This window comes from Streptomyces katrae (genome assembly GCF_000717655.1).
GTDB classification, from domain to species: Bacteria; Actinomycetota; Actinomycetes; order Streptomycetales; family Streptomycetaceae; genus Streptomyces; species Streptomyces katrae_B.
Genome location: NZ_JNZY01000017.1, coordinates 139401 through 153134, shown reverse-complemented (window position 1 = coordinate 153134; position 13734 = coordinate 139401). Strand labels below are relative to the sequence as shown.

12 protein-coding genes are annotated in these 13734 nt (G+C 71.6%); 2 read left to right on the top strand and 10 right to left on the bottom strand.

What is annotated here, in order from left to right:
• Positions 1 to 90: 90 nt before the first annotated feature.
• From IF09_RS0121930 to IF09_RS0121915, 4 genes are all read right to left on the bottom strand, one after another.
• Positions 91 to 1485: a bifunctional ADP-dependent NAD(P)H-hydrate dehydratase/NAD(P)H-hydrate epimerase gene (locus IF09_RS0121930; protein ID WP_030298245.1), complete on the bottom strand. Its 1395-nt coding sequence runs from the start codon at positions 1483 to 1485 to the stop codon at positions 91 to 93.
• A 35-nt stretch (positions 1486 to 1520) separates the two neighbouring features.
• On the bottom strand, positions 1521 to 1889 hold the full coding sequence (locus tag IF09_RS0121925; protein WP_030298244.1) for a holo-ACP synthase: 369 nt from the start codon (positions 1887 to 1889) through the stop codon (positions 1521 to 1523).
• 74 nt (positions 1890 to 1963) lie between these two features.
• Complete coding sequence (glmS, locus tag IF09_RS0121920; RefSeq protein ID WP_030298242.1) at positions 1964 to 3811, bottom strand: glutamine--fructose-6-phosphate transaminase (isomerizing); 1848 nt, start codon at positions 3809 to 3811, stop codon at positions 1964 to 1966.
• A gap of 131 nt (positions 3812 to 3942) precedes the next feature.
• The gene (locus IF09_RS0121915) at positions 3943 to 4713 is read right to left on the bottom strand and encodes a hypothetical protein (RefSeq protein ID WP_030298240.1); all 771 of its coding nucleotides are present in this window, start codon (positions 4711 to 4713) and stop codon (positions 3943 to 3945) included.
• A gap of 362 nt (positions 4714 to 5075) precedes the next feature.
• Here IF09_RS0121915 and coaA point away from each other — a divergent pair, with 362 nt between their 5' ends.
• Together coaA and IF09_RS0121905 are read left to right on the top strand one after the other, a co-directional pair.
• Positions 5076 to 6068 (top strand): type I pantothenate kinase, encoded by a 993-nt coding sequence (gene coaA, locus IF09_RS0121910; RefSeq protein ID WP_030298237.1) that lies wholly within the window; start codon positions 5076 to 5078, stop codon positions 6066 to 6068.
• A gap of 25 nt (positions 6069 to 6093) precedes the next feature.
• Entirely contained in the window at positions 6094 to 7041 is a 948-nt protein-coding gene (locus tag IF09_RS0121905) for a DUF389 domain-containing protein (RefSeq protein WP_030298236.1), read from the top strand.
• A gap of 79 nt (positions 7042 to 7120) precedes the next feature.
• Here IF09_RS0121905 and glmM read toward each other — a convergent pair whose 3' ends face one another.
• The 6 genes from glmM to truA form a co-directional block, all read right to left on the bottom strand.
• Positions 7121 to 8479 carry a phosphoglucosamine mutase gene (gene glmM / locus IF09_RS0121900; protein WP_030298234.1) on the bottom strand — a complete coding sequence of 453 codons (1359 nt, stop codon included), beginning with the start codon at positions 8477 to 8479 and terminating at the stop codon, positions 7121 to 7123.
• Between the two features lie 133 nt (positions 8480 to 8612).
• Entirely contained in the window at positions 8613 to 9128 is a 516-nt protein-coding gene (gene rpsI / locus IF09_RS0121895) for a 30S ribosomal protein S9 (protein ID WP_030230680.1), read from the bottom strand.
• Between the two features lie 42 nt (positions 9129 to 9170).
• Positions 9171 to 9614, bottom strand: coding sequence for a 50S ribosomal protein L13 (gene rplM / locus IF09_RS0121890; protein ID WP_030154717.1), 444 nt, complete (start codon positions 9612 to 9614; stop codon positions 9171 to 9173).
• A 231-nt stretch (positions 9615 to 9845) separates the two neighbouring features.
• The gene (locus IF09_RS0121885; protein WP_030298232.1) at positions 9846 to 11102 is read right to left on the bottom strand and encodes a glycosyltransferase family 87 protein; all 1257 of its coding nucleotides are present in this window, start codon (positions 11100 to 11102) and stop codon (positions 9846 to 9848) included.
• 67 nt (positions 11103 to 11169) lie between these two features.
• Positions 11170 to 12789 carry an ABC-F family ATP-binding cassette domain-containing protein gene (locus IF09_RS0121880; RefSeq protein WP_030298230.1) on the bottom strand — a complete coding sequence of 540 codons (1620 nt, stop codon included), beginning with the start codon at positions 12787 to 12789 and terminating at the stop codon, positions 11170 to 11172.
• 64 nt (positions 12790 to 12853) lie between these two features.
• On the bottom strand, positions 12854 to 13705 hold the full coding sequence (gene truA / locus IF09_RS0121875; protein WP_030298229.1) for a tRNA pseudouridine(38-40) synthase TruA: 852 nt from the start codon (positions 13703 to 13705) through the stop codon (positions 12854 to 12856).
• Positions 13706 to 13734: the final 29 nt, after the last annotated feature.

The window sequence follows — 13734 nt, the reverse complement described above, 5'->3', positions numbered from 1 at the left end:
CGTCCCCTTCCCGCATACCGGGATTTTTCACCCCCGTTGGGGCCACTCCGGGGGCACCGGGCGGCCGAATGCCGACCCCGCCGGGGCCGGTCACGGGTTCTGGATGCTGCGCCAGGCCTCCGGAAGGGATCCCGCGATCTGCTGGGCGAGGAGCGGGGCTCCGGAGGCTGCCCGGCGCCCCGCCAGACCGTGGAGGTACGCCGCGACCGAGGCGGCGTCGAGCGCCGTCAGGCCCGAGGCCAGCAGCGAGCCGGACAGGCCCGACAGGACGTCCCCGCTGCCGGCCGTCGCGAGCCACGCGGTTCCCGTCGGGTTGACCCGCACCGGCCCGCCGCCTCGGGACACCAGCGTCGTCGAGCCCTTCAGCAGGACCGTCGCCCCGTACCGCTCCGCCAGTGAGCGTACGGACGACAGCCGGGCCGACTCCACCGCGTCCCGGGACACCCCCAGCAGCGCCGCCGCCTCCCCCGCGTGCGGCGTCAGCAGCGTCCCGGCCGGCCGGGCCCGCAGCACCGCCGGGTCCAGCCCGCGCAGCCCGTCCGCGTCCACCAGCACCGGGACCGGGTCCGCCAGGGCCTCCGCGACCTCCGCCGCCCGGCCCTCCCCCAGCCCCGGCCCGACCACCCACGCCTGCACCCGGCCCCGCCCGATCAGCGTCTCGGGGTACCGCGCCAGCACCGCGTCCGCCGCCGGCCCGACGTACCGCACCGCGCCCGCGCCGCCCCGCAGCGCCCCCGCCACGGCGAGCACCGCCGCGCCCGGGTACTGCACCGACCCGGCGACGATGCCGACCACGCCCCTGCGGTACTTGTCGCTCGACGCCGTCGGCACCGGCAGCAGCCCCGCGACATCGGCGTGCTGCAACGCCTCCGCGTCCGGCTCCGGCAGCGACAGCCCGATGTCCACCAGGCGCAGCGCCCCCGTGCGCGAAGCCCCCGGGTCGATCAGCAGCCCCGGCTTGTACGCCCCGAAGGTCACCGTGACATCGGCCCGGACGGCCGGTCCGGCCACCTCCCCGGTGTCGGCGTCGACCCCGCTCGGCAGGTCCACCGCGACCACGACCGCACCGGCCGGGATCTGCTCCACCAGCGCCGCCGCGGCCGGCCGCAGCCCGCCGCGCCCGCCGATGCCGACGAGCCCGTCCAGTACGAGGTCCGCCCGGCGGGGAACGCCCGCCGCGAGCCGGCCCCCGGCGGCCAGCAGCGCCCGCAGCCCGCCCGTGTGCACCCGTTCCGGATCCATCGGCACCGCCGTCACCCCGGCGCCGCGCCGGGCCAGCCGGGCGCCCGCGTACAGGGCGTCGCCGCCGTTGTCCCCGGGCCCGACGAGCAGCACGACACGCGCCCCGTACACCCGGCGCAGGAGGCCGGCACACACGGCGGCCAGCCCGGCCGCCGCCCGCTGCATCAGGGCGCCCTCCGGCAGCCGGGCCATCAGCTCCCGCTCGGCGGCCCGTACGGTCTCCACGCTGTAAGCAGTACGCATGGCACCAGCCTGCCCGAAACCCGGCGGAGTCGGCCCTATCCCTCGGCGATCACCACCGCGGAGGCGACGCCGGCGTCGTGACTCAGGGAGATGTGCCAGGACTTGACGCCCAGCGCCAGCGCCCTGGCCTCGACCGTCCCCGACACCCGCAGCCGCGGCTGTCCGGTCTCCTCCACGTACACCTCGGCGTCGGTCCACAGCATTCCGCCGGGCGCGCCGAGCGCCTTGGCGAGGGCCTCCTTGGCCGCGAACCGGGCGGCGAGCGAGGCGATCCCGCGCCGCTCACCGCTCGGCAGCGTCAACTCGGAGTCGACAAACAGCCGTGCAGCCATGTTCGGGGTGCGCGCCAGCGCCTCACCGAACCGGTCGATCTCGGCAACGTCGATCCCCACACCGATAATCACAACGCCAACTCGCTTCGCTCACTCCACCGTCACCACTGCGCCTGATTGTCGGCGACCGGCTCCGTTCGCTCCGCTCACTCCACCGTCACCGACTTCGCGAGGTTACGCGGCTGGTCCACCTCGTTGCCCCGCGCCGTCGCCAGCTCGCACGCGAAGACCTGCAGCGGCACCGTCGCGACCAGCGGCTGCAGCAGCGTCGGCGTCGCCGGGATCCGGATCAGGTGGTCGGCGTACGGGACGACCGCCTCGTCGCCCTCCTCGGCGATCACGATGGTCCGCGCCCCGCGCGCCCGGATCTCCTGGATGTTCGACACGATCTTGTCGTGCAGCACGGAACGCCCGCGCGGCGACGGCACGACCACCACCACCGGCAGGTCCTCCTCGATCAGCGCGATCGGGCCGTGCTTGAGCTCGCCCGCCGCGAAGCCCTCGGCGTGCATGTACGCCAGCTCCTTGAGCTTGAGCGCGCCCTCCAGAGCCACCGGGTACCCGACGTGCCGACCGAGGAACAGCACGGTGTCCTTGTCCGCCAGCGACCGCGCCAGCCGGCGTACCGGCTCCATGGTCTCCAGTACGGTGTCCACGGCCGCGGCGATGTCGGACAGCTCGCGGATCACCGCCTCGATCTCGTCGCCCCACTTCGTACCCCGCACCTGCCCGAGGTACAGCGCGACCAGATAGCAGGCCACCAGCTGCGTCAGGAACGCCTTGGTCGAGGCGACGGCCACCTCGGGACCGGCGTGCGTGTACAGCACCGCATCCGATTCGCGCGGGATCGTCGACCCGTTCGTATTGCAGACGGCCAGCACCCTGGCCCCCTGCTCGCGCGCGTGCCGCAGCGCCATCAGGGTGTCCATGGTCTCGCCGCTCTGCGAGATCGCGACCACCAGCGTCCGCTGGTCCAGGATCGGGTCGCGGTAGCGGAACTCGCTCGCCAGCTCCGTCTCGCACGGGATGCGGGTCCAGTGCTCGATGGCCAGCTTCGCGATCATGCCCGCGTGGTACGCCGTACCGCACGCCACGATCACCACCTTGTCGACCTCCCTGAGCACCGAGACGGGGATGCGCACCTCGTCCAGGGTCAGCGAGCCGCTCGCGTCGATCCTGCCCAGGAGGGTGTCGGCGACGGCCTTCGGCTGCTCGGCGATCTCCTTGAGCATGAAGTAGTCATAACCCCCCTTCTCGGCCGCCGAGGCGTCCCAGTCGACGTGGTACGCCCGCACGGACGCGGGCGCACCGGCGAAGTCGGTCACCGTGACCCCGTCGCGGCGGAGCTCGACGACCTGGTCCTGCCCCAGCTCGATCGCGGACCGGGTGTGGGCGATGAACGCGGCCACGTCCGAGGCGAGGAAGTTCTCACCCTCCCCAACGCCCACCACCAGAGGGGAGTTCCGGCGCGCCCCGACCACCACGTCCGGCACGTCGGCGTGTACCGCGACCAGCGTGAAGGCGCCCTCGAGGCGTCGGCACACCTGTCGCATGGCCTCCGCGAGGTCCCCGCCGGCCTCGAACCTCTCCGCCAGCAGGTGCGCGACGACCTCGGTGTCCGTCTCGGACTCCAGCCGGTGCCCGCGCTCGGCCAGTTCGGCCCGCAGCGCGGCGAAGTTCTCGATGATGCCGTTGTGCACGACGGCCACCCGGCCCGCGTTGTCCAGGTGCGGGTGGGCGTTGACGTCGGTGGGGCCGCCGTGGGTGGCCCAGCGGGTGTGCCCGATTCCCGTGGTACCGGCCGGCAGCGGGTGCCCGACCAGCTCCTTCTCCAGATTGACCAGCTTCCCGGCCTTCTTGGCGGCGACGAGCCCCCCGTCGGCGAGCACGGCGACGCCCGCCGAGTCGTAGCCGCGGTATTCGAGCCGCTTGAGTCCGGCGATGACCACATCGAGCGCCGACTGCGCTCCCACGTAACCCACAATTCCGCACATACGGCGCAGCGTACGCGGAACTCGGCTGCCTGCCCCGTACCTGAACAAGACGAAAAACCCGCCCCGGCGAATGCGCCGGAGCGGGATTGACGTTGTTCGAAGGCCCTGCGGGCCCGGGGCCGGCCGAGCCGTCAGCCGAGCTTCTTCGTCTGCGCGTCGACGACGGCCTTCGGCTGTTCGGCGGCACCGCTCAGGCTCAGGGCCGAGAAGGTCGCGAGCGTGTTGCCCTTGCGCACGACGACGAGCTGCGTCGTGAACTTCTCGCCCTCCGCGTCGCCCTCCACCGTGTAGGCGAGCGCCTCGTCGCCCGCGGTGACGGGGGCGCCGGCGCCGACCTTGGTGACCTTGCCGGCCTGGCCCTCACCGCTCGCGGTGTAGCCGCCGGCGCACGCGGTGCCCGCGGTCTTCAGGCTCGCGAAGGCCTCCTCCGCGCCCTTGCCGTCGTACGAGGCGAGGGTGACGGCGGTGGCGGTCGAGCCGAGGGCGTCCATCAGGCCCTTCAGCTTGTCCTCGGGGCTCTGGCTCGCCGCCTGCTCCTTCGGCTTCGCGACGACCTTGGTCCGCGCGGTGCCGGTGGACGTGCCGACCGCCCCCATGGCCTGCGCCTTCACCAGCGGCACGCACTGGGGCTTGTCACTGGTGGCCGAGGCCCCCGCCGCGGCCTCGGCCGGCGTGGCCGCCTTGAACTGGTGGTCGGGCAGATCTGCCTGGGCCACGATCACGGTGGCCAGCTCGGCGTCCGTCTTGCCCTTCGCGGCCGGGGCTGCCGCGGACGAGGCGGCGGACGGCTTGGCGTCCGTCTTCTTGTCGTCCGCCTTGTCGGAACCGCAGGCGGTGGCCAGCAGGGCCAGGGACACCGCGGAAGCGGTCAGGACGGTACGGCGGACAAGGGTGCTACGCACGAAGGATCTCCCCCAGAACACACGACAACGACAGCAGCGGCTGCAGCAGAAGAAGAGCCGCGATGATCAGCAAATCTACGGGGCGTTCCGATCATGGCCGGTCCATTTTCCGCCGGACACGGCCAATCGTGACCGGGGTGAGATCCAACCCCGGCTCCGGCCGTCGGCCATGAGCCCCGCGCGTGCCCGGCTCGCAGCCGGCTCGCGACCTGCACGGGAACCACTGCACGACACCCCGCAGACACCGCTGCTTCGGCCCCGGGCCCCCGGCACGTGACCGACCACACCACCCACAACCGGCCCCGAGCCATGACAATGGCCCTGTGATCACTTCGCCGCCACGAAGCACGCCGGACAGCGCGATGGAGCGCCCCGACCGGCCCGAGCGACCCCACCGCCGGGCCGAGGTCTCTCCGTACGTCGACCTCACCCGCGACGAGTGGAGCGCACTGCGCGAGCGCACCCCGCTCCCGCTCACCGCCGACGAGGTCGAGCGCCTGCGCGGTCTCGGCGACGTCATCGACCTCGACGAGGTCCGGGACGTCTACCTCCCGCTCTCCCGTCTCCTCAACCTCTACGTCGGCGCCACGAGCAACCTCCGCGGCACCCTCAACACCTTCCTCGGCGACGCCGGCAACGGCCACGGCGCGCAGCAGGGCACGCCGTTCGTCATAGGGGTCGCCGGCTCCGTCGCCGTCGGCAAGTCCACGGTGGCCCGTCTGCTCCAGGCCCTGCTCGCCCGCTGGCCCGAGCACCCCCGCGTCGAGCTGGTCACCACCGACGGCTTCCTGTACCCGATGAAGGAGCTGCAGCGCCGCGGGCTCACCTCCCGCAAGGGCTTCCCGGAGTCGTACGACCGCCGTGCGCTCACCCGCTTCGTCGCGGACATCAAGGCGGGCAAGGACGAGGTCACGGCCCCCGTCTACTCGCACCTGATCTACGACATCGTCCCGGGCGAGCAGCTCGTCGTACGGCGCCCGGACATCCTGATCGTCGAGGGGCTCAACGTCCTCCAGCCGGCCCTGCCCGGCAAGGACGGCCGCACGCGCGTCGGCCTCGCCGACTACTTCGACTTCAGCGTGTACGTGGACGCCCGCCCCGAGGACATCGAGCGCTGGTACCTCAACCGATTCCGGAAGCTGCGCGAGACCGCCTTCCAGAATCCTTTCTCCTACTTCCGCAAGTACACCCAGGTCTCCGAGGAGGAGGCCATGGAGTACGCGCAGACCATGTGGCGCACCATCAACAAGCCCAACCTCCTGGAGAACGTGGCCCCCACCCGCGGCCGCGCGACCCTCGTCGTACGCAAGGGCCCGGACCACAAGGTGCAGAAGCTCAGCCTCCGCAAGCTCTGACCGCGTCAGCCATTAGGGTGCGGGCATGCTGCACCTTCGGTTGATCACCCCGGCCGACCGGACCGAGGCCGTGGTCTCGGCCATCGAATCGACGGTCGGCACCACCCATCTGGTCGTACTCCCGGGCGCCGCCCGCGAACCCCGGGGCGACGTCGTGCTGTGCGACGTCGCCCGCGAGGCGGGGGACGAGCTGCTGAACGAGCTCCGGGAGCTGGGCATCGAGCAGGACGGCTCGATCGCCGTCGAGAACATCGACCTGTCGCTGTCCCGGCGGGCCGACGCGGCCGAGGAGGAGGCCCCGGGCGAGGCCGCGGACGCGGTGCTGTGGGAGCAGCTGACGGAGGCCACCCACGAGGAGTCCACGCTCACCATCACGTACGCCGCGTTCATGATCCTGGCGACGATGATCGCGGCATGCGGTGTCGTCCTCGACAACGCCATCCTGATCGTGGGAGCCATGGCGGTCGGTCCGGAGTTCGGTCCGCTCGCCGGAGTCTGCACCGGCGTGGTGCAGCGCGAACCGCGGCTCGCACTGCGGTCCCTCGGCGCTCTGCTGATCGGTTTCGCGGTCGCGATCGCCGCCACCACCGTCTTCAGCCTGGGGATGGACGCGATCGGGCAGTTCCAGGAGGGGATGCTGGAGCGGCCCCGCCCGAACACCGGCTTCATCTGGCAGCCGGACCCGTTCTCCTTCGTGGTGTCGCTGCTCGCGGGTGTGGCGGGGGTCCTGTCCCTGACCTCCGCCAAGTCCGGGGCGCTGGTGGGCGTCGCGATCTCCGTGACCACCGTCCCGGCCGGTGCGAACGCCGCCGTGGCCCTCAGCTACGGCGACGTCTCCCAGATGTGGGGTTCGGCGGAGCAGCTGCTGCTGAACCTGGGTGGGATCATGCTGGCGGGCGTCCTGACCCTGTACGGGCAGAAAGCGCTCTGGCGGACCCAGCGCGGCCGCTGGGTCCGCCGGCCCAAGACCTGAGCGGCCCGGTGACGCCGCCGGCCCCGCCCTCCGCGATCCACGGGAGGGCGGGGCCGGCGTACGAGCCGCGGGACCGGATCTAGCCGAGCGCCGACTTCACCACGTCCGCGAGCCGACCGGCGACCGCGCGGGCCTGCTCGATGTCGGCGGCCTCGACCATCACCCGGACGAGCGGTTCGGTACCGGACGGACGGAGCAGCACCCGGCCGGTGGTGCCCAGCTCCCGCTCGGCGTCGGCGACGGCCGCGGCCAGCTCGGCGGAGGTCCCGACCCGGGACCTGTCCACGTCGGGGACGTTGATCAGCACCTGCGGGAGCCGCTGCATGACGCCCGCCAGGTCGGCCAGCGACCGGCCGGTGGCCGCGACGCGCGCCGCCAGCATCAGGCCGGTGAGCGTGCCGTCGCCGGTCGTGGCGTGGTCGAGGATGATCACGTGGCCGGACTGCTCGCCGCCGAGCGCGTAGCCGTGCTCCTTCATGGACTCGAGCACGTACCGGTCGCCGACGCCGGTCTGCACGACCTGGATGCCCTCGCCCTCCATGGCCAGCTTGAAGCCGAGGTTGGACATCACGGTGCCGACGACGGTGTTCCCGCGCAGCTGGCCGGCCTCGCGCATGGCCAGGGCCAGCACCGCGAGGATCTGGTCGCCGTCGATCTCCGCGCCGGAGCCGTCGACCGCGAGGCAGCGGTCCGCGTCGCCGTCGTGCGCGATGCCGAAGTCGGCGCCGTGCTCGACCACGGCCTGCTTGAGGAGCCCCAGGTGGGTGGAGCCGCAGCCGTCGTTGATGTTGAGGCCGTCCGGCGCAGCGCCGATGGTGACGACCTCGGCACCCGCCCGGGTGAAGGCCTCGGGCGAGACGCGGGCGGCGGCGCCGTGCGCCTCGTCCAAGACGATCTTGAGCCCGTCCAGGCGGTTGGGGAGGACCGCGATGAGGTGCGCGACGTACTTGTCGAAGCCCTCGTCGTAGTCGGAGACCCGGCCGACGCCGGAGCCGGTGGGCCGGTCCCAGGGAGCGCCGGTGCGGTGCTCGTCGTAGACGGCCTCGATGCGGTCCTCGAGCTCGTCGGCGAGCTTGTGGCCGCCGCGGGCGAAGAACTTGATGCCGTTGTCGGGCATCGCATTGTGGCTGGCGGAGAGCATCACGCCGAGGTCGGCACCCAGCGCACCGGTGAGATACGCCACCGCCGGGGTGGGCAGCACACCGACGCGCAGGACGTCCACGCCCGCGCTCGCGAGGCCCGCGACGACCGCGGCCTCCAGGAATTCGCCGGATGCGCGGGGGTCGCGGCCGACGACCGCGGTCGCCCGGTGGCCCGCGAAGGTGCCCGCCTCGGCGAGTACGTGGGCAGCTGCCACGGAGAGACCGAGCGCGAGCTCAGCCGTCAGATCCGCGTTGGCGACGCCGCGTACACCGTCCGTCCCGAAGAGTTGTCCCACTGTTGTCCTCCCGAGTTCACGCTTCGTTTGTGACCGCTTGTGACATGTATTTGCCGCTTGTGGCGGTAAACGAACCGCCCCGGCAGCACGGAGAGTGCTGCCGGGGCGGTTGTTGCTGAACAGCAGGCGCAGATTAACGCTTGCTGTACTGCGGGGCCTTACGGGCCTTCTTGAGACCGGCCTTCTTGCGCTCGACCGCACGGTCGTCGCGGGAGAGGAAGCCGGCCTTCTTCAGCGCCGGGCGGTTGTTGTCGACGTCGGCCTCGTTCAGGGCGCGGGCCACGCCGAGGCGCAGGGCGCCGGCCTGACCGGAGACGCCGCCACCGGCGATGCGGGCGATGACGTCGTAGCGGCCGTCAAGCTCGAGGAGCTTGAAGGGCTCGTTGACTTCCTGCTGGTGCACCTTGTTGGGGAAGTAGTCCTCAAGGGTGCGACCGTTGATCTTCCACTTGCCGGTGCCCGGAACGATCCGGACGCGGGCGATGGCGTTCTTGCGACGGCCCAGGCCGGCGGCCGGCTGCGGGTCGCCGAAGCGGCCGGCAAGGGACTCGGAGGTGTAGTCGCCCTCGACGACGACCTCAGACTCGGTGGTGTACTCCTCGACGCCCTCGAACTCTTCGACGGGGGTCTCGGCGGTGGTCTCGGCCACGATGCTCCTCAGAATTTTCTACGTCTTAGGGGGTGGCCGGAACTACTGCGCGACCTGGGTGATCTCGAACGGCACCGGCTGCTGGGCAGCGTGGGGGTGCTGGTCGCCCGAGTAGACCTTCAGCTTCGAGAGCATCTGACGGCCCAGGGTGTTCTTGGGGAGCATGCCCTTGACGGCCTTCTCGACGGCCTTCTCCGGGTTGTTCGCCAGGAGGTCGTCGTAGCGCACGGAACGCAGACCGCCCGGGAAACCGGAGTGGCGGTACGCCATCTTCTGGGAGGCCTTGTTGCCGGACAGGTGCACCTTGTCGGCGTTGATGATGACGACGAAGTCGCCCATGTCCATGTGAGGCGCATAGGTCGGCTTGTGCTTGCCCCGCAGAAGGGCAGCGGCCTGGGTCGCCAGACGGCCGAGGACAACGTCCTGGGCGTCGATGACGAGCCACTGGCGCGAGATGTCGCCGGGCTTGGGGCTGAACGTACGCACGCGTATGCCTTCGCTTCTTCAGTGGTGGTATCCCAAGGGCGCAAGCCCCACGGGAAGGTCCTGACAGGGTCACCACGGACGATCACGACAGCCCTCGTTCACATCGGGGACGCAACCGGTGTGAACTGCTGGTCATCGGTCCGGTGGACCGGCGTAAGGCCCTTTCACGTGAGAATGAGCAAGCCAATACGCATAACAAACCAGCAGGATACCCAAGCAGACCCGTACGGGTCAAAACGCGGTCCGCGATGCCGATTCTGCTGGCGTCGCGGCGCACTCCGGTTCGGTCCTGGGTGGGGACCCCGCAGTTGTTACGGGCTCCAGGGTAACCCGACCGGAGCGCAGTGCACGACGCACCGCCAGGATCGCGAGCCCGCACAGGGCGGCGCAGTCCTTGAAGGCGCGCCGTTTGTGGGCCAGCTCCGAGGGCCACGGCACCAGCGCCACCTGGGGCGTCAGGGCCAGCCAGAACCAGGGTGAGCGGGGCATCGAGCCGGGCCGCACCGCCGAGGCCAGCAGCAGCGGCAGCACCACCAGCAGGTAGTGGTCGAAGGACGGCCGTGAGACCAGGAATGCGGCGAGCATCACCATGCAGGCCGTCTCCACGAGCCGCAGCTCTCCCCCGTCGGTCTCCTCCCCCGTGCGCCGCCACCGCGTCCAGGCGGCCCACAGCCCCGCCCCGGCCCCCGCGAAGGCCACCAGCACCGCCACCGGCTCCGGCACCCCCAGCCGGGGCAGCACGGCGATGGGCGAGGCGTCCCACGGCAGCGCGTACGCGTCCTGTCCCCGGAACAGGAACGGCAGGGTCTTGGTGAAGAACAGCGACGGGCTCGGCATCAGCAGCGCGCCCGCCAGCGAGAGCCCCAGCGGCACCAGCACGGCCGCCGCCAGCCCCCGCCACCGCCGGGCCATCACGAACAGCAGCCCGACCGGCACCAGCATCGGCTTGCAGGCGATCGCCAGCCCGACCACCAGGCCGGCCGTCCCCCAGCGCCGTCGGTGCGCGAGCAGCAGCGCCACCGGCAGCGCGGCCGCCGAGATCGCCGTCCAGTTGCCGATCAGGACGAGGTTCACGTACGGCTTGTAGCCCAGGGCCAGCACCGGGAACCCGACGACCGCGAAGCGCGAGCGCAGCGGCACCGAGAACATCCGCAGCGCGGCCAGCCACCCGATGCCCAGCAGCCCGGACATCGCGACCGGCAGGCTCCAGCGCAGCACCGTCGTCGGCAGCAGCGCTTCGGGAACGGCCATCAGGACCGCGCTGGGCAGGTACAGGAACCGCTTGTCCTCGTACGGCGACCCGCCGGCCAGCAGCGTCTGCGCCGCCTTGACCACGAAGGCGTTGTCGGAGCCCCAGTTCTCCCGCAGGCTCGTGGAGACGCAGACTCCCAGGACCACCGCCAGGGAGACGAGCTGCCAGGGCCGCGACGCGGGCCGCAGCAGCCAGTCGAGCAGCCGGTCGCCGGAGCCGTGGTTCTCCCGCTTCATGAGCCAGATGCCAGGCCGCAGGCCCACAACGCCTCCCCCTCACTCCGACCGAGGGAGCGGTCTCCCCCTAGCGCTTCCGCTCGACCCTACGTTCGTCCCATACGGGTTCCTGAGTCTCTCGTACAACACCGTCCGAGCCGAAGACCAGGAAACGGTCAAATGTGCGCGCGAACCAGCGGTCGTGCGTGACGCACAACACAGTGCCCTCATACGACTCCAAGCCGTCCTGCAGCGCCTCCGCGGACTCCAGGTCCAGGTTGTCCGTCGGCTCGTCCAGCAGCAGCGCGGTGGTGCCCGCCAGTTCCAGGAGCAGGATCTGGAAACGCGCCTGCTGGCCGCCCGACAGCTTCTCGAACGGCTGCTCGCCCTGGCGCTCGAGCTCGTACCGGCGCAGGACGCCCATCGCGGCGCCGAGCGGCTTCGCGGCCTCCGTCCACAGGATGTCGACCAGGGTGCGGCCGAACAGCTCGGGGTGGGCGTGGGTCTGCGCGAAGTGTCCGGCGACCACCCGGGCACCCAGCTTGAAGTCGCCCGTGTGCTTGACGTCCTCGCCCGCCAGCAGCCGCAGGAAGTGCGACTTCCCGGAGCCGTTCGAGCCGAGCACCGCGACCCGCTCCCCGTAGAAGACCTCCAGCGAGAACGGCTTCATCAGGCCCGTGAGCTCGAGGTTCTCCACGGTCAGCGCGCGCACGCCGGTCCGGCCGCCCTTCAGGCGCATCCTGATGTCCTGCTCGCGCGGGGGCTCCGGCGGCGGGCCCGCCTCCTCGAACTTCTGGAAGCGCGTCTGCATCGCCCGGTAGCGCGAGGCCATGTCGGGGCTGCTCGCCGCCTGGTTGCGCAGCCGCAGGACCAGCGCCTTCAGGCGGGCGTGCTCCTCGTCCCAGCGCCGCTTGAGCTCCTCGAAGCGCGCGAAGCGCTCCTTGCGGGCCTCGTGGTACGTGCCGAATCCCGAGCCGTGCACCCACACGTCCGTGCCCATCGGGCTCGGCTCCAGGCTGATGATCTTCTCGGCGGCCGTGGACAGCAGCTCCCGGTCGTGCGACACGAAGAGCACCGTCTTGCGGGTGGCCTTGAGCTGCTCCTCCAGCCACCGCTTGCCCGGGACGTCCAGGTAGTTGTCCGGCTCGTCGAGCAGCAGCACCTCGTCCGGCCCGCGCAGCAGGGCCTCGAGGACCAGCCGCTTCTGCTCACCGCCCGACAGCGTGCGCACCTCGCGGAACTGCGCGGCGTCGTACGGGACGGCCAGCGCGGCCATGGTGCAGACGTCCCACAGGGTCTCCGCCTCGTAGCCCTGTACGTCGGCCCAGTCGCTGAGCGCCTGCGCGTACGCCATCTGCGCGGCTTCGTCGTCCACCGTCATGATCAGGTGCTCGGCGTGGTCGACGGCCTTCGCGGCCGCCCGGATCCGGGGCTGGGCCACCGAGACCAGCAGGTCCCGTACGGTCGTCTCGTCCCGTACGGACCCCACGAACTGCGACATCACGCCGAGGCCGCCGCTGACGGTGACCCCGCCGCCGTGCGGCTGGAGGTCACCCGAGATCAGCTTCAGCAGGGTGGTCTTGCCGGCCCCGTTCGCCCCGACGAGGGCGACGACCGACCCCTCCCCCACGCGGAAGGAGACGTCGGGGAGCAGGACCCGCCCGTCGGGAAGGTAGTACTCCAGGTGGCTGGCTTCGAGATGTCCCATGCCGGGCATTGTCCAGGCCCGGCGCCGATCCGCCCAAACGGATTGTGCGGCGGTCACCGGCGGATCAGCAGCAGCCGGCACCCGGGAGGGTCCGCATGTTGCGTGCCTCCTTGCTGCGGGCGGCCAGCAGCTCGTCCGCCGGGTAGCCGACCTCCTCCAGGGTGAGCCCGTGTGGCTTCACTACGTGCACCGAGGAGTCCCGTACGGCGGCCCGCAGGACCTTCCCGGGCCAGTCGGTCGGCCGGTGCCCGTCCCCGACGTGCAGCAGTGCGCCGACCAGCGAGCGGACCATGTTGTGGCAGAAGGCATCGGCGCGGACGGTCGCCGTGACGATCCCGTCCTCGGCGCGCTCCCAGCTGAGCTGCTGGAGGGTACGGATGGTCGTGGCGCCCTCGCGCTTCTTGCAGTACGCGGCGAAGTCGTGCTCGCCGAGCAGCGGGGCGGCGGCCTCGTTCATGGCGTCCACGTCCAGTGGCCACTGGTGCCACAGCACGTGCCCGCGGCGCAGCGGGTCGACGCCGCCCTGGTGGTCGCCGACGCGGTAGGCGTAGCGGCGCCAGATGGCGGAGAACCGGGCGTTGAAGCCCGCGGGGGCCTCGGCGGCCTTCCACACCCGTACGTCGTGCGGCAGCCGGCCCGCGAGGCGGCGCAGCAGCTTGTCGTGGTGCTCGGCCCACACCTCCTCGGCCAGGTCGAACTGGGCTACCTGCCCGCGCGCGTGCACGCCGGCGTCGGTGCGCCCGGCCACGGTCAGCTCGACCGGGTCCGGCAGCCGCATCACGGTCTGCAGGGCCGACTCCAGCTCGCCCTGCACGGTCCGCAGCACCCGCTGCTTCGCCCAGCCGGAGAAGTCCTTGCCGTCGTACGACAGGTCCAGCCGCACCCGGACGTGCCCGGGCTCCACCTCGTCACTCACGTGACAGATCCTCTCAGAAGCTCGGAAAT

Excerpts from the sequence above, each read along its gene's own strand:
- IF09_RS0121930 (WP_030298245.1), bottom strand. The coding sequence starts at position 1,485 with ATGCGTACTGCTTACAGCGTGGAGACCGTACGGGCCGCCGAGCGGGAG.
- glmS (WP_030298242.1), bottom strand. The coding sequence starts at position 3,811 with ATGTGCGGAATTGTGGGTTACGTGGGAGCGCAGTCGGCGCTCGATGTG.
- coaA (WP_030298237.1), top strand. The coding sequence starts at position 5,076 with ATGGAGCGCCCCGACCGGCCCGAGCGACCCCACCGCCGGGCCGAGGTC.
- IF09_RS0121905 (WP_030298236.1), top strand. The coding sequence starts at position 6,094 with ATGCTGCACCTTCGGTTGATCACCCCGGCCGACCGGACCGAGGCCGTG.
- IF09_RS0121885 (WP_030298232.1), bottom strand. The coding sequence starts at position 11,102 with ATGAAGCGGGAGAACCACGGCTCCGGCGACCGGCTGCTCGACTGGCTG.
- IF09_RS0121880 (WP_030298230.1), bottom strand. The coding sequence starts at position 12,789 with ATGGGACATCTCGAAGCCAGCCACCTGGAGTACTACCTTCCCGACGGG.